We start from the raw sequence: 14807 nt of genomic DNA, 5'->3' as shown, positions 1-14807 counted from the left end.
CGCGAAGTGATCCGCTACGCACTGACGCGACTGGCCCTGCTGCTGCTCGGCCTGTTCGTCGCCAGTGCGCTCATCTTCCTCACCCTGCGCGTCCTCCCCGGCGATGTGGCTCAGCTCATCGCCGGGGTGAACGCGACCCCCGAGCAGATCGCCGCGATCCGGGAACGCCTCGGGCTCGACGCCCCGCTGCTCACCCAGTACGGCGCGTGGGTGGGGGGCATCTTCACCGGCGACCTCGGCCGTTCCCAGCTGACCGGGACTCCCGTGATGGACGAGCTGCTCCAGAAGGCGGAGGTGACGATTCCGCTCGGTCTGCTGGCGCTCACGATCGCCCTCCTGGTCGCCCTGCCCTTCGGGGTGCTGTCGGCGGTGCGACGCGGACGCCCCGACGGCACGGCACTGAGCGTCGGCGCGCAGGCTGTGGCGGCGGTGCCCGTGGTCTGGGCGGGGATGATGCTCGTCATCGTCTTCGCGGTGTGGCTCGGCTGGCTGCCGGCGCAGGGCTTCCCCCGTACCGGCTGGGACGAGCCGGGTCTTGCTCTTCGCTCCCTGCTCCTGCCGGCGATCACGATCGGCGTCATCGAGGGCGCGATGCTGATGCGCTTCGTGCGGTCGGCCACGTTGCAGGCGGTCGGCCAGGACTACGTGCGGACGGCGGCCGCCAAGGGGCTCACGCGCACACAGGCGCTCCTGCGGCACGGCCTCCCCAACGTGGGCCTGTCGATCATCACGGTGCTCGGCCTCCAGGTGGCGGGCATCATCGTCGGCGCCGTGGTCATCGAGCAGCTGTTCGGGCTGCCCGGGATCGGCCGGATGCTCGTCGCCGACGTCGGGAACCGCGATCTGCCGAAGGTGCAGGGCGAGCTCCTCGCCCTCACCGGCTTCGTGCTGATCGTCGGCTTCGTCGTCGACCTCGCCCACCGGGTGATGGATCCCCGGCAGCGGGAGGCGGAATGACGCGCCTCGCCTGGCTGTCGCGCCTCTGGGCACTGTCGACCGGAAGGTTCGGCATCCTCGTCGTGGCCGCGATCGGCCTCGTCGCCCTCGTGTCGGTGTTCTGGCTGCCGTTCGACCCGCAGCGGGTCGACATCGCCGCTCGCTGGGCGCCGCCGGGCTGGCCGCACGTCCTCGGCACCGACAACTCGGGACGCGACATCCTGAGCCTCCTCATGGCGGGCGCCCGCACGACGGTGTGGGTGGCGCTCGGCGCCGGCCTGGTCGCGACCCTCCTCGGCCTCGTGCTGGCCGCCCTCGGGGCCCTCACGGCGCGGTGGGTGCGCGAATCGGTGGCGGTGGCCGTCGACATCCTCATCGCCTTCCCGGTGCTCCTGATCGCCATGATGATCTCCTCGGTGTGGGGCGGCTCGCTGTGGGTGGTCATCCTCTCGGTGGGGATCGGCTTCGGCGTCAACATCGCCCGCGTCACCCGTCCGGAGCTGCGCCGAGTGCTCCACAGCGACTTCGTGCTGGCGGGGAGGGCGAGTGGTCTCACCCCCCTCCAGAACCTCTGGCGGCACCTCCTCCCCAACGTCGCGCCGGTGTTCATCGTGCAGCTCTCGTGGGGCATGGCCGTCGCCGTGCTCGCCGAGGCCGGCCTCAGCTACCTGGGCTTCGGCGCCCCATCGACCGAGCCGTCGTGGGGCCTGCTGCTCAAGGAGCTCCAGGCCTACATCACGATCCATCCGCTGAGCGTGGTGTGGCCCGGCCTGGCGATCACCCTGACCGTGCTGGGTCTGAACCTGCTGGGCGACGCCCTCCGCGAGGCGACCGACCCCACGCTCTCCCGCCGCGCCGGCGCCCCGCAGACCCCTCAGCCGGCGGTGATCGCATGAGCCTCGTGGTGCGCGACCTCGTGATCGAGATCGGCGGCCGCCGCGTCGTCGACGGCATCTCCTTCGACGTGCCCGACGGCGCCCGCCTCGGCCTCATCGGGGAGTCCGGCTCGGGCAAGTCGCTGACGGCGCTGGCGCTGCTCGGGCTCCTCCCCGACGGGGCGACGGCGACCGGCAGCATCCGCTGGGACGAGCGCGAGCTGATCGGACTCCCCGACCGGGAGCTGGCCGCCCTGCGCGGCGACGAGATCGGCATCGTGTTCCAGGAGCCGCGGACCGCGCTCAATCCCATCCGGACGGTGGGGCGGCAGATCGCGGAGTCGATCCGCATCCACGAAGGCCTCCCCCGTCGGACCGCCCGCGACCGCGCGATCGCCGAGGCCGAGCGGGTGCGCCTTCCCGAACCCGCGCAGATCGTGCGCCGCTATCCCCACCAGCTCTCCGGCGGACAGCGGCAGCGGGTGGCGATCGCGATGGCGCTGGCGTGCCGCCCGCGGCTGCTCATCGCCGACGAGCCGACCACGGCACTCGACGTCACGATCCAGGCCGAGATGCTCGACCTGCTGGGGTCGCTGGTCGACGACGACGGCATGTCGCTGGTGTTCATCACACACGACCTCGCGGTGCTGTCGCAGGTCGCGACCGAGGCGGTCGTCCTCGAGGACGGGCGGATCGTCGAGCAGGGGCCGCTGTCGCAGCTGCTCACCGCGCCGGCGTCGCCGGTGACGCAGGGCCTCCTGCGCGACGCGACGGCGACGCTGTGGCGACCAGACGGTCGCCCCGATGTGCGACCGTCCCCGCGGCGGGAGGGCGCGTCATGACGACCCTGCTCAGCGGCCGCGCGCTCACGCGCCGCTTCCCGTCGCCCGCGGCCCGCCCGTTCGGCCCGAAGCGCTGGACGACGGCGCTCGACGACGCCGACATCGACGTGCGCGAGGGCACCGCGCTCGGCATCATCGGCGAGTCGGGATCGGGGAAGTCGACGCTCATCCGGCTCCTCCTCGGACTCGACGCGCCGACCTCCGGCACCGTCTCGTTCGACGGTGCGCCGGTCGACGCGCGCGCCCGTGCGCGGGAGCTCCACTGGCTGCGACGGCAGACAGGCATCGTGTTCCAGGACCCCTACGCGTCGCTGGATCCCCGGATGAGCGTCGGGCGCATCATCGCCGAGCCGCTGTGGGCGCTCGGCATCGAGGGCGACCGCCGCGCGCGCGTGCGCGAGGTCCTCGGCGACGTCGGACTCGACGCGGACATGGCCGACCGCTTCCCCCACGAGTTCTCGGGCGGACAGCGCCAGCGGATCGCCCTGGCCCGCGCGCTCGTGCACCGGCCGCGGCTGCTCGTCGGCGACGAGCCGCTGTCCGCGCTCGACGTGACCGTGCGGGCGCAGATCCTGGACCTCCTCCGCGAGCTGCGCGCCACCCGGCAGCTGACGCTCGTTCTCGTCTCCCACGACATCGGCGTCGTGCAGAACCTGTGCGACGACGTCGTCGTGATGAAGGACGGTCGCATCGTCGAAGAGGGCCCGACCGAGAAGGTGCTCCTCGAGCCGCAGGTCGCCTACACCCGGCGCCTGCTGGCCTCCATCCCCACCATCACGCCCCGCTCACCGAGCTGACGGCGACCGGCGGCGCACGAACTCCACGTCCATCTCGCAGACGTACTCCTGGGCGGCCTCGGTGATGTCCTTGACGAACAGGCGGGCGCGCGCGCCCAGGCGGACGCAGGTGCGCCGCGCGGCGATGTCCTCCGCGTCGTCCGTCGGCTGGAAGGCCGGGTACCAGAGCGTGTGTCCCGGGCGGTGAAGCACCCGCACGGGCCGCGACCACTGCTGGGAGTTGTCGCCCGTGCCCAGGTCGCGATGCGGGTTCACCGAGACGAAGACGCTGTCGCCGACCCAGAACGCGCCGTCCACACGTCCCATGAGCATGATCCAGGCGCCGACGTGCTCGTTCCAGCTGACCGACGGCCCCCAGTAGTACAGCTGATCGCCCTGAGAGACGGCGCCACCGCCGTGCTCCCGGGGGATCTGGAGCGACCGGATGGGAACGCCGGCACCGTCCCACGGCGCCGCGAAGGCCGTGCCGTCCCACCGCCGGGCGGCGCCGGCAGGACTGTCGAGATCGCCCAGCGCGATCCGCGCGACGCTGATGCACTGACCGGACGCCTCGACCTCGGCATCCCACGTGTCCGCGTGCCACGGACCGGGATAGGCGTACTCGCCGTAGAAGAGGTACAGGTGATCGCCGCACGCCACCGCCGAGGGATCGCCGACACCGCCGGGAAAGCAGTAGTTGCGATTCACCGGCAGTCGGATCATGCGGTCGTCCCGGTCCTCCAGGACGATGCCGAGGTCGCTCCAGCTGTCGCCGCCGTCGCGCGAGCGCATGATGCCCATGCGGGGCACGGCCTGTACGGAGTCGTCGCCCTGCAGGCCCGGCGGCCAGTCCCGGTCGCTGAGCCCCCTGCCGGTGGCCTCGTCGAACGGGAGGGTCTCGGGGTAGTTCTCGTTGTGGTACATCGCGTACAGCGTCCGGCCGGTCGGGTCGGCGGGATCCTGATGGATCGACTCGAACCAGACGGCGCCGTGGAGCCCGTCGCTCCCGGGCGCGGCGTTCGGCGGCAGCGACGGACGCCGGAAGCCCTCCGGGGGCAGCGCGAAGGCCTCTCCCGCGGTCGCGCCCTCGCCGATCATGAGGTCGTTCGCCGGGCCCCAGACGGGATCCTCGCCGTACTTGCCGGGGAAGATCCGGAACCGGTCCCCCACCCACGCCGTGGCCATGTTGCAGTCCACGAACGAGCCGAAGACCAGCCGCTCCCGCGGCGTCAGCCGCAGCACGATCCCCGCCGCACCCGTGTCGATCTCGATGCTGTCGTTCATCCGACGCTCCCCTCCCGCTGCGAGCCCGATGCCGGGACGTCCGGCCAGAAGATCAGTTCGCCGGACACCCGGCGGGCAGGCAGGCGGTAGGCGGGAAGCACGCCGGGCCCGCAGCGCGCCGTGCCGACGCCGCTGCGGACGAGGTCGCAGACGACGTGCGTGCGGCCGTCGGCGACGAGCTCGTCGTCGTGCGCCGCGCGCCGCAGCGCCGCCTCCGACCACGGACGCACGGTGACCGCAGGCTCGGAGACAGCGTCATCGCCCGATCGCAGTCCGATCTCCAGGCCGGGATCGCCCTCCAGCCGCACCCATCGCGCAGCGCGCGCCCCCGATTCCTGCGGCCGTACGGTGCGCTCCTGCAGCCCCTCGAGCGAGCGCGTGAACCATCCCGCCGTCGCGGCCTGACCGGTGTCGGGATACGCCGGACCCGGCCCTCGCCCCGCCCACGACACCGATGCCGCCGCTCCCGCGAGGGAGAAGCCCACGCCGACCCGCGCCCAGTGCGAGGTCCAGTTCGGCCAGGTGCCGCCCGGTGCGACGTCGAGCGCGAGCGCGAGTCCGCCCGCGCGCTCCGTCCACGACCACACGACGTCGACGTGCGCGTCGGTCGACGGCCCGGTGTGACGGGTGCGCACCACCACGGCGCCGGCCGAGCGCTCGAGGGCGACCAGGCGCGTGTGCAGGTCGTGGAGCTGCAGCTGACGCCACCGCTCGGCCGCCGGCGGGTCGGTCAGCTCATCCCAGCCGGCGTGGCGGTCGTTGTCGGTGGGCACCCGGTCGAGCACCAGGCGCCAGTCGGCCACCGCCACGCCGCCCAGCGCGATGACGGCGCCGGTGCGCGCGTCGAGCACGAGGTCGTCCAGCGACGCCGCCGGGGCGGCCGGCCGCCGCTGTGCGCGGGTGAGCGCCCCGAGGTCGTGCGCCGGCGTGCGCGCAGCACGGGCCACGACGTGACCCTGTTCCGCCCACGGCGCGTCGGCGGCGGTCACCGCCTCGATCGTGAGCACCGCTTCGCGCGACGACGCCGTGCGCATCCCCTCGGGCAGCGCGACCGAGACCCGACCGCCGGGGCCCACCGCGGGCACGGCGAGCGCGCCGTCGTCGATGCGGCCGCCGGGCCCGTCCAGGCGCCAGCGCCAGGCGAGGTCCGAAGTGTCGGTGTGATCACGGCGTGAACGGATCCACACGGCGTCGTCGCCGACATCGATGCGCACCGGCGCGAACACCGCGGCGAGGTCCGTGAGCTGGGCGCGCGGGGTGCGGTCGGCGGCGATGAGCCCGTCGATGATGTCGTTCCCGTCGTGCAGCGGCTCACCGAAGTCGCCGCCGTAGCGGGTGACGACGCCGTCCGCCGTGGCCACGTGGATGCCGTGCTCCAGCCACTCCCAGACGAAGCCGCCCATGATGCGCGGGTGGGCGTCGAACAGCTCTTGATACTCCGTGAGCCCGCCGGGCCCCGTCCCCATGGCGTGCGCGTACTCGCAGAGCACGAAGGGCATCGCGCGTCGGCGTGCGTCGAGTGCCGCGTCGGTGAGCGGCGGCTCGGCGCGGCGCCCGATCAACTCGACCTCGTCGGGGTGGGCGTACATCCGCGACCACACGTCGACGTCGGCGCTGGCCTGGTCGCCCTCGTAGTGCAAGGGCACCCCGGGGCGCCGCACCCGGATCTCCTCTGCCATCGCGGCGAGGTTCCGCCCTTCGCCGGCCTCGTTGCCGAGCGAGAACATGACGATGCACGGGTGGTTCTTGTCCCGCTCGACCATGCGCGCCGCACGATCGCGCAGCGCCGCCTCCCACATCGGGTCATCCGTCGGGTTGCCCCGCCACCCCACCTCGCCGAAGCCGTGGGTCTCGAAGTCGCACTCGTCCATGACCCAGAAGCCCAGTTCGTCGGCGAGGTCGAGCATGAGCGGATCGGGCGGATAGTGCGAGGTGCGGATGGCGTTCACGTTGTGCCGCTTCATGAGGAGGAGCTCCTCGCGCACCGTCTCGGCCGGCACGTGGCGCCCCCAGCGCGGGTGGTGCTCGTGCCGGTTCACGCCTCGCAGCTGGATCGGCGCCCCGTTGACCCGGAACACCCCGTCGACGATGTCGATCGTGCGGAAGCCGATCCGCATCGTCACCGATTCGGTGTCCGTCCAGACCCGGAGGGTGTAGAGCACCGGATGCTCCGCGCTCCAGGCGGCGGCGCGGGGCACCGGCGTCGGGGTCCCGACGGGGATGTCCGTGGCAAGCTCGACGATCTCGACGCGGGCCGCGGCACCGTCCCGCGTCTGCGCGTCGACGCGGAGGACGGCGCCGGACGCCGACCAGTCCGCCGCGACCCGCACGTCGTGCACGCCCCCGGCGGGGCGCTCGCGGACGATGACCGAGCGGACGATCCCGGGCGCCCACCAGGCGTCCTGGTCCTCGAGGTACGTCGCGGCGCTGAAGTGGTGCACGCGGACGACGACGACGTTCTCCGCCGCGAGCAGGCCGCTCACGTCGAAGGCCATCGGCAGGCGGCTGCCCCGTGTGCTGCCCAGGAGCACTCCGTTCAGCCACACGTCGGCGGCTCCCTCGATGCCCCCGAACCGCAGCTCCGCCCCGGCCGGCACGTCGTCGACGCCGAAGCGGCGCCGGTACTCGCCGATCGGGTTGCGATCGGGGGCGTGCGGCGGGTCGACGGGGAACGGGTACCACTTGTTCGTGTAGACCGGTCGCCCGTGCGGCTGGTCGTGGACAGCGTCGAGGTGCGGCATGACGAAGCTCGCGGGAACGGGCATGACGCCCCAGGTGGGATCGACGTCGGTGGGATGCGGGTCGGCGTCATCCGCGGCGGGGAACCAGCGGAACGACCAGTCGCCGTCAAGCGTCCACTCGCGCGCGTCGGTGCGCCAGCTGGCGACGGTCGGAACGGTGCCGCGCGGCGGACCCGGGTCGGACAGGTCCATCGGGGCGAGCGGGCGGGCATCGGACGACGCGGTCACGCGGCCACGACCTTTCGGAAGCGCAGGGTGCGCAGCTGGAACGGACGGAGGTCGAGATCGATGGCGGCGCCGGTGCGGGAAGCGGCGTGGACAGGCTCGTCCGGGAGGGGCTGCTCGAGCAGATCGGTCAGCTCCACCTCCGCGGCGTCCGCCCCGGACAGGCGGACGGTGGTGCGGGCACGCCGGCCGAGTGCCTCATAGACGCGGACGACGACGTCGCCGCTGCCGTCCTCGGCGCATTTGACCGTCTCGATGACCACGCCGGGGTTTTCGGATACGACCAGCGGCGCCACCGCCGCCGGCGCGGGCCGCAGCGGGTTCGCCAGCGCGTAGCCGAGCTCGACCGCGTCGGCGATCGTCGCGGCGGGGCGGATGCGGAACGCCATCCGATGCTCGCCCTGATCGGCCTCCGGGTCGGGGAACAGCGGCGCGCGCAGCAGCGAGAACCGCACCGTCGTGCGCACCCCGCCGCCGGCGGAAGGCTGCCGGTCGACGTCGTACCCGTAGGTCGAGTCGTTGGCGACGGCGACGCCCCAGCCCGGCTCGGCGAGGTGGACGAAGCGGTGCTGGCAGGCCTCGAACCGCGCCGCGTCCCACCCGGTGTTCGTGTGGGTCGCCCGCCACAGGTGGCCGAACTGCGTCTCGGCGGCGATCCGGTCGGCGTGCACGTCGAACGGCATCGCGAGCTTGAGGATCTTCTCACGCTCATGCCAGTCGATGTGGAGCTCGAGGGCGACGTCGGCGGCTCCGGGCGCGACGACCACCCACTGCGTGATGGTGGAGGCCCCGACCCGACGCAGCGACCGCACCGCCACGCTGCCGTCCGGGCGGCGCTCGACCTCGCGCTCTGCGGCTTCCGTGAGCTCGGTGACCGAGCGGCGGTAGTGCGCGTCGAGGTCCCAGGCGTCCCAGAGGTTGGGCAGATCCTGATGCAGGCGCAGCGTCCCGACGGCCTCGCCGTCCGCGACCGCCTCGCGCCCGCTTGCCGCGTCCCGCAGCGACACGATCCGACCGCCGGCATCGACCACCACGCGCAGGTGCGAACTCTCGACGACCACCTCGTCGCCCTCGGCACGCACGGTCACCTCGCCCGCCGCGAGCACGGGAACGCCGATGCCGAGCGGCGCGATTCCCGCCTGGGCGAACGGCGACGAGTTGATCAGCGGCACGGCACCGGCCGGCTCGGCACCGGCCGGCGCGGCGCCCCGCCCCTCGGCCTCGACGCGCGATTCAGCCAGCGCGCTCACCGCGTCGGCGATCACGCCCTCCAGCCGCGCGGTCACGTCGGCGTGGCGCTGCTCCGCCTCCCGATGCACCCAGGCGATCGACGACCCGGGCAGGATGTCGTGGAACTGCAGCAGCAGCACCGTCTCCCAGGCCTCGCGGAGCACCTCGGCAGGGTAGGCCGCGCCCGCGCGCACGGCAGCCGTGGTCGCCCACAGCTCCGCCGCACGCAGCAGCGCCTCGTTCCGGCGGTTGCCCTGCTTCGTGCGCAGCTGCGAGGTGAACACGCCCCGGTGCAGCTCGAGGTACATCTCCCCCGTCCACACCGGCGCATCGGGGTACTCCGCCTCGGCGGCGGCGAAGAAGTCGCGCGACGAGCCCACCGTCACCCGGGGCGAACCCTCGAGATCGGCCGTCCGCCGGGCGGCGGCCATCATCTCGCGCGTGGGTCCGCCGCCGCCGTCGCCCCAGCCGAAGGGCACGAGCGACATCGTCGCGCGCCCCTTCTCGCGGAAGTTCCGCTCCGCGTGGGCGAGCTCGGCCGCCGACAGCTCGCTGATGTAGGTGTCGGCCGGCGGGAAGTGGGTGAACACGCGGGTGCCGTCGATGCCCTCCCACCAGAAGGTGTGGTGCGGGAAGGCGTTGGTCTGGTTCCAGGAGATCTTCTGCGTGAGGAACCAGCGCTCGCCCGCCGCCGCGACGATCTGGGGCAGTGCCGCCGAGTAGCCGAAGGAATCGGGCAGCCAGGCCTCCTCGCAGTCGACGCCGAACTCCTCCCGGAAGAAGCGCTTGCCGAGGATGAACTGGCGCGCCAGGGCCTCGCCCGTCGGCATGTTGGTGTCGGATTCCACCCACATGCCGCCCACCGGCACGAAGGTCCCGGCCGCGACCTTCTCGCGGATGCGGTCGAAGACCCGCGGATGATGGTCCCGCAGCCAGGCGTACTGCTGCGCCGACGAGCACGAGAACACGAAGTCGGGGTACTCGTCCATCAGCGCGGTCGCGTTCGTGAAGGTGCGGGCGCACTTGCGCACGGTCTCGCGCAGCGGCCACAGCCACGCCGAGTCGATGTGCGCGTGGCCCGTGGCGACCACGCGGTGCGCCGACGCGGACGCCGGCGCGTTCAATACCGCGGCCAGCGCCTCCCTTCCCGCGCTCGCGGTCCCTGCGACGTCCGACGGGTCGACCCGGTCCATCATGTCCTCGAGGGCGCGGAGGATGCCGTGCCGCCGCGGCGAGGACGCGGGCAGCTGCTCCATCAGCCCGCGCAGCGTCCACACGTCCTGGGCGAGCTCCCACACCTCCACGTCGCGCAGGGCCACCTCGAGCTGCCGGAGCTCGTACAGCGGCTCCTCGCCCGCGGTGTCCCATGCTCCGAGCCCGGTCGGCGCGAACGTGTACTCGCCGGCGACATCGGGGTTGGCGGCCGCCTCGATGTAGACGTCGAGGGGCCCCTTCGAGACGTCCCACGGCAGGTAGGAGTTGAGCGGGGAGATCGCCTTCACGGGGGTGCCGTCGGGAAGGTACGCGAGACCCTCGGCCTGGAAACCCGAGCGCGAGCGGTTGTACCCGAAGTCGACCAGGAGCTCCGCCTCGCACCCGTCGGGCAGCTGCTCGCGCCAGGCGGCCGGGACATCGGCCTGCACGTGCAGCCAGACCGTCGACCAGGCGCGGCCCCATCTCCAGCCGACGGCGACGGGGCTGTAGGGCCGGCCCATCGCGTCGGCGACGTCGACAGGCTCGCCGGGCGCCTGCCATGCCGAGACGGTGACCGGATGCGGGTCGCGGTAGATCGCCGGTGTCAGCCGATCGGCGACGAAGCGGCGGAGCCGGCCCTCGACGAGGGCGTGGTCATCGTGCATCGGGGGCGTCCTCCGGAGCGCTCGCGGGTCGGATGCGGATCAGCCAGGACGTCGCGTCCGGGGTGTCGGGCAGGGTGAGACCGTCGCGCATCAGCTCGGCCCCGGTGCGCGTCGCGCCCTCGGTCTCGCCGGCCAGGTCGGTCACGACGTACTCCTGAACGGGATCGAGGCCGCGCGGGATGCACGCCGCGGGCCGCTCGCCCCCGGCGAGGACGAACGCGGCGAGCACGTGCGCGTCGGTGCGCACGGACGACAGCTGGAACGCGGGGGCGCGCTCCCCCCGGCCGTCGCGCAGCGGCGCGCCGGTGAGCGGCACGAGGACGGCGTCGGCGAGCATCGGCGCGATGTCGTCGCGGTAGATGCGCACGTGCTCGGCCAGCCGGATCCGCAGATCCTCGCGCAGCTCGGTGAGACGCAGGCTCACCCCGAAGCGGTGCAGCATGGCCGCGCGCAGCATCGTGTCGAACGCCGGGGCGGCGAGCCCCGACCAGTCGAGCTGCTGCGGCGGATAGTCGCCCCGCCACTGCGACTGCGACCAGTGCAGGATCCCGAGGGGCGGGAGCAGATGGGCGGCCCCGTGGAGCACCTGCAGGTGGTGCTCGGTGTAGTCGGGGTCGCTCAGGAAGAAGCCGTGGACCTCCCGCGCGAGGCCGAGGTCCAGCCGCAGGCCGCCCGAGGCGCACGCCTCGAGGATGACCTCGGGGTGGGTCTCGCGGAACTCGCGCAGCACCGCGTAGAGCCCCTGGTAGTGGCGCAGCAGTCCGTCGCCGCGGCCGTGCCCGTGGTCGGTGCGCGTGCAGCCGCCGTCGGGATCGATGTTGAAGTCGAGCTTCACCCATCGCGCGCCGACGGCCGCGACCACGTCGCGCAGGGCGCTGCGGACATGGTCGCGGCCCGCCTCGGACCCGAGGCAGACGTAGCCGAGGAAGCCCGGGTCGTCCTCGTCGAGCGAGACCGTCGTCACCCGGTACGACGGGTCCCGCCGCCTGCCGTCGGCGCGTGCAAGCGCCTCGGGGCGCTGCTGACGCAGGCGCGCGGCCCGGCCCACCGCCTCGGCCTCGGTCCAGATGCCGGGCTCGGCGCCCGCTGCGCGGACACTCCGACCGAGCGCCGCCAGGCCGGACGGGAATCGCGCCGTGTTCACGCGATCCCAGTCGCCGCGCTGCTCCTGCCAGTCGCTGCCGGCGTCGGGCGCGCCGAACCATCCCGCATCGACGGTCACCACGCGGATGCCCAGCTCGGCGGCGACGCGGGCGTTGGCAGCGATGACCTCCTCGGTCACCTCGACGTCTTCGTAGGGCCACCAGTGATTCCACTCCGGCGGGGCGGCGTCGGCAGCCTCGGAGCGCGCCAGCCATCCTTCCGCGACGGCGCGCTGCAGCTCCCCGGCGGCCTCGTCGAGGCTCGTGGCGACCGCGACGACGACCGACGGGGCGGAGACGCTCTCGCCGGGTGCCAGCTCGACCTCGAGCCGCCACGGCGAGATCCCCGCCGAGACGTGCCCACCGGACAGGGCGCGGATGTGCCAGTTGCCGCTCCAGGCGGGGCTGACGATCACGGCGCCGCGGCCGTCCTCGGCCTCCAGACCCAGCCACGGGGACATGCCGTGGCTGGAGCGGCCCGAGCGCACGTCCAGGACGGTGTCGTGACGGGTGGTCCCGGACTCGGGGCGGAACTCATCGCCCCACGCCGACCGGTACCAGCGCGTGACCCAGTGCGAGTCCGCACAGTCGAGCGAGAGGCCGCAGGCATCCATGCGCGTCACGGCGACGGGGCGATCGGACGTGTTCACGAGGTCGAGGGAGAGCTCCCACGCATCGCGCCCGGCGATCCGTCGTGCCGACCACCGCGCCTCGAGCCCCGCCGACTCCGGCCGCACGGGGCGGGCCCCGACCTCGATCGCCCCCGGTGCGACGCGACCGAGCACGCGCCCGTCGAGCCGCAGCTCGCCGGAGGAGATCTCCGCCCGGACCGGCGCCCCCGGGACGCGGACCCCCTCGGGACCGTGCGCTGACGACATCGCGGCTTCCTCTCCTTCGAGGCTTTACATCTTACCTAATACCGCATCCTTGGTGGAGGATTGGTCCTAGCCTAGCGGGTCTACCGTCTTTAGTATTATCAATACTCGACCCAGAGCAGAGAGGCCCTCGTGTCCCCGTCGACATCCTCCCCCACTCCCCTGGACGGGGACCGCCGCGACGCGGACACCCTGCGTGTCGGCGTCATCGGCCTCGGCTACGCCGGCACCACGCACCTCGAGTCCTTCCGCTCCCTCCCCGGGATCGAGGTCGTCGCCCTCGCCGGCAAGGAGCGGGAGCGCCTGGAGCTGCTGGCCGCCCAGCACGGGATCGCCCACACCTACGCCGACGGCGACGAACTCATCGCCCGCGACGACCTCGACATCGTCAGCATCGCCACCCCCAACGTCCTCCACGACCGGCTGGCCGTCACCGCGCTGGAGGGCGGCAAGCACGTCTTCTGCGAGAAGCCGCTCGCCGTGACCGCCGAGGGCGCCCAGGCGATGATCGACGCCGCGACGCGGGCGGGCCGCGTGCTCGATGCAGCCTTCAACCACCGGCGCCGCGCCGACGTGCAATGGGTGGCCGACTACCTGCGCACCGAGGGCATCGGACGGATCTACCACGCCCGGGCCTCCTGGAAGCGCAGGTCGGGCATCCCGGGGCTGCGCTCGTGGTTCACGTCGCCGGAGCTCGCCGGCGGGGGCGCGCTCATCGACCTCGGGCCCCACGTCATCGACACGCTCCTCCACCTGCTCGGCGAACCGCGGGTGCGGACGGTGAGCGCGGTGACCCACGGCGAGCTCGGGCGCGCCGGCTACGGCGCGATGGACCGCGTCGACCAGATGACCAGCGGCGCCGACTTCGGCGTCGAGGACCTCGCCGCGGCCCTGCTGCGGCTGGAGGACGGCGCGAGCGTCGCGCTCGAGATCAGCTGGGCGGGCCACACCGTCGACGACGAGGACATCTCGATCGAGCTCCTCGGCGTCGACGGCGGCGTGCGGCTGTTCATCCCCCGCTACAAGGGCGAGGACACCATCCGGGTCTTCCGCGACCGCGCCGGCACGGCCCTCACCCTCGCGCCCGACGTGAGGGTCGCCGGCGGCGAGCATCCCCTCGTCATCGCGGAGTTCGTCGAGACCGTCCGCGCCCAGCGGGAGGGACGCCCGGTGCGCGACGAGGCCGAGCACCACCGCCGGCTCCTCGAGCGCGTGAGGATCATCGACGCCTGCTACCGGTCGGCGGCACAGGGACAGGAGGTGGTGGTGTGAGCGCACCGCTGCGGGTCACGGTCTGGAACGAGAACATCCACGAGCGCCGCGAAGGCTCGCGCGCCGCGGAGCTGTACCCCGAGGGGATCCACGGCGCCATCGCCGCGGGGCTGCGCGCGCACCTGGGCGACGGAGTGCGGGTGCGCACGGCCACGATGGAGGAGCCCGATCACGGTCTGCCCCCGGAGGTGGTCGGCGACACCGACGTGCTGCTGTGGTGGGGACACGAGGACCACCCCGGCGTGCGCGACGAGGTGGTCGATCGCGTGCACCGGGCGGTCCTCGGCGGGATGGGGATCATCGTGCTGCACTCCGGCCACTACTCGAAGATCTTCCGGCGGCTCATGGGCACGACGTGCTCGCTGCGGTGGCGCAACGACGGGGACCGCGAGCTGGTGTGGACAGTCGCACCGACCCACCCGATCGCCGCGGGCGTGCCCGATCCGCTCGTCATCGACGAGCAGGAGATGTACGGCGAGTACTTCGACATCCCGGCGCCGGAGCAGCTCGTCTTCCTCTCGACGTTCTCCGGCGGCGAGGTCTTCCGCTCCGGCGCGACCTGGACCCGCGGCTTCGGGCGGGTGTTCTACTTCTCGCCCGGCGACCAGGAGTACCCCGTCTATCACCACCCCGACGTGCAGACCGTGCTGGCCAACGGCGTCCGCTGGGCGGCGCCGGTGCGCCGCGGGGACGCCCTCGACGCCACCTTCCACCCGCGCGGCTGGTTCACCTCCTGAGATCAGGTCGGCG

The 14807-nt window shown here is 73.1% G+C and carries 9 protein-coding genes and 2 pseudogenes; 6 read left to right on the top strand and 5 right to left on the bottom strand.

Annotated elements, in window-relative coordinates; translation table 11 throughout:
* Positions 1 to 6: 6 nt before the first annotated feature.
* From ACPWUT_RS04070 to ACPWUT_RS04055, 4 genes are read left to right on the top strand one after another with little or no spacing between them, the layout of a single operon-like run.
* Positions 7 to 957, top strand: a complete 951-nt coding sequence (locus ACPWUT_RS04070) for an ABC transporter permease (protein ID WP_425840904.1) — start codon at positions 7 to 9, stop codon at positions 955 to 957.
* Complete coding sequence (locus ACPWUT_RS04065) at positions 954 to 1832, top strand: ABC transporter permease (protein WP_425840901.1); 879 nt, start codon at positions 954 to 956, stop codon at positions 1830 to 1832. The genes ACPWUT_RS04070 and ACPWUT_RS04065 overlap by 4 nt, the downstream gene beginning before the upstream one ends.
* Positions 1829 to 2653, top strand: a complete 825-nt coding sequence (locus ACPWUT_RS04060; RefSeq protein WP_425840898.1) for an ATP-binding cassette domain-containing protein — start codon at positions 1829 to 1831, stop codon at positions 2651 to 2653. Before ACPWUT_RS04065 ends, ACPWUT_RS04060 begins: the two co-directional genes overlap by 4 nt.
* On the top strand, positions 2650 to 3450 hold the full coding sequence (locus ACPWUT_RS04055; protein WP_284529900.1) for an ABC transporter ATP-binding protein: 801 nt from the start codon (positions 2650 to 2652) through the stop codon (positions 3448 to 3450). The genes ACPWUT_RS04060 and ACPWUT_RS04055 overlap by 4 nt, the downstream gene beginning before the upstream one ends.
* Here ACPWUT_RS04055 and ACPWUT_RS04050 read toward each other — a convergent pair.
* The 5 genes and pseudogenes from ACPWUT_RS04050 to ACPWUT_RS04030 all read right to left on the bottom strand — a co-directional run bounded on the left by ACPWUT_RS04050 (position 3439) and on the right by ACPWUT_RS04030 (position 12788).
* Positions 3439 to 4713: a hypothetical protein gene (locus tag ACPWUT_RS04050; protein ID WP_425840894.1), complete on the bottom strand. Its 1275-nt coding sequence runs from the start codon at positions 4711 to 4713 to the stop codon at positions 3439 to 3441. The two genes, ACPWUT_RS04055 and ACPWUT_RS04050, sit on opposite strands and share 12 nt — an antisense overlap.
* Positions 4710 to 5882, bottom strand: a pseudogene (locus ACPWUT_RS04045) (beta-galactosidase domain 4-containing protein); the annotation flags it as partial. The pseudogene ACPWUT_RS04045 and the gene ACPWUT_RS04050, both read right to left, overlap by 4 nt.
* Before the next feature lie 99 nt (positions 5883 to 5981).
* Positions 5982 to 7646: pseudogene (locus ACPWUT_RS04040) on the bottom strand (glycoside hydrolase family 2 TIM barrel-domain containing protein); the annotation flags it as partial.
* A 32-nt stretch (positions 7647 to 7678) separates the two neighbouring features.
* Positions 7679 to 10768, bottom strand: coding sequence for an alpha-mannosidase (locus tag ACPWUT_RS04035; RefSeq protein ID WP_425840891.1), 3090 nt, complete (start codon positions 10766 to 10768; stop codon positions 7679 to 7681).
* Positions 10758 to 12788 carry an alpha-galactosidase gene (locus ACPWUT_RS04030; RefSeq protein ID WP_425840888.1) on the bottom strand — a complete coding sequence of 677 codons (2031 nt, stop codon included), beginning with the start codon at positions 12786 to 12788 and terminating at the stop codon, positions 10758 to 10760. Before ACPWUT_RS04030 ends, ACPWUT_RS04035 begins: the two co-directional genes overlap by 11 nt.
* 129 nt (positions 12789 to 12917) lie before the next feature.
* Between ACPWUT_RS04030 and ACPWUT_RS04025 the strand changes: the two genes are divergently transcribed.
* Together ACPWUT_RS04025 and ACPWUT_RS04020 are read left to right on the top strand one after the other, a co-directional pair.
* Entirely contained in the window at positions 12918 to 14057 is a 1140-nt protein-coding gene (locus tag ACPWUT_RS04025; protein ID WP_425840885.1) for a Gfo/Idh/MocA family protein, read from the top strand.
* Positions 14054 to 14794: a ThuA domain-containing protein gene (locus ACPWUT_RS04020; RefSeq protein ID WP_425840882.1), complete on the top strand. Its 741-nt coding sequence runs from the start codon at positions 14054 to 14056 to the stop codon at positions 14792 to 14794. Before ACPWUT_RS04025 ends, ACPWUT_RS04020 begins: the two co-directional genes overlap by 4 nt.
* The last annotated feature ends 13 nt before the right edge of the window (positions 14795 to 14807 follow it).

Source organism: Microbacterium sp. PA5 (assembly GCF_049860775.1).
Classification (GTDB): Bacteria; Actinomycetota; Actinomycetes; order Actinomycetales; family Microbacteriaceae; genus Microbacterium.
This window is presented reverse-complemented; position numbering and strand designations above follow the sequence as displayed.

What these genes read in the sequence shown, in the direction of transcription:
- ACPWUT_RS04035 (WP_425840891.1), bottom strand. Translation starts at nt 10,768, where the DNA reads ATGCACGATGACCACGCCCTCGTCGAGGGCCGGCTCCGCCGCTTCGTC.
- ACPWUT_RS04055 (WP_284529900.1), top strand. Translation starts at nt 2,650, where the DNA reads ATGACGACCCTGCTCAGCGGCCGCGCGCTCACGCGCCGCTTCCCGTCG.
- ACPWUT_RS04065 (WP_425840901.1), top strand. Translation starts at nt 954, where the DNA reads ATGACGCGCCTCGCCTGGCTGTCGCGCCTCTGGGCACTGTCGACCGGA.
- ACPWUT_RS04030 (WP_425840888.1), bottom strand. Translation starts at nt 12,788, where the DNA reads ATGTCGTCAGCGCACGGTCCCGAGGGGGTCCGCGTCCCGGGGGCGCCG.
- ACPWUT_RS04050 (WP_425840894.1), bottom strand. Translation starts at nt 4,713, where the DNA reads ATGAACGACAGCATCGAGATCGACACGGGTGCGGCGGGGATCGTGCTG.
- ACPWUT_RS04060 (WP_425840898.1), top strand. Translation starts at nt 1,829, where the DNA reads ATGAGCCTCGTGGTGCGCGACCTCGTGATCGAGATCGGCGGCCGCCGC.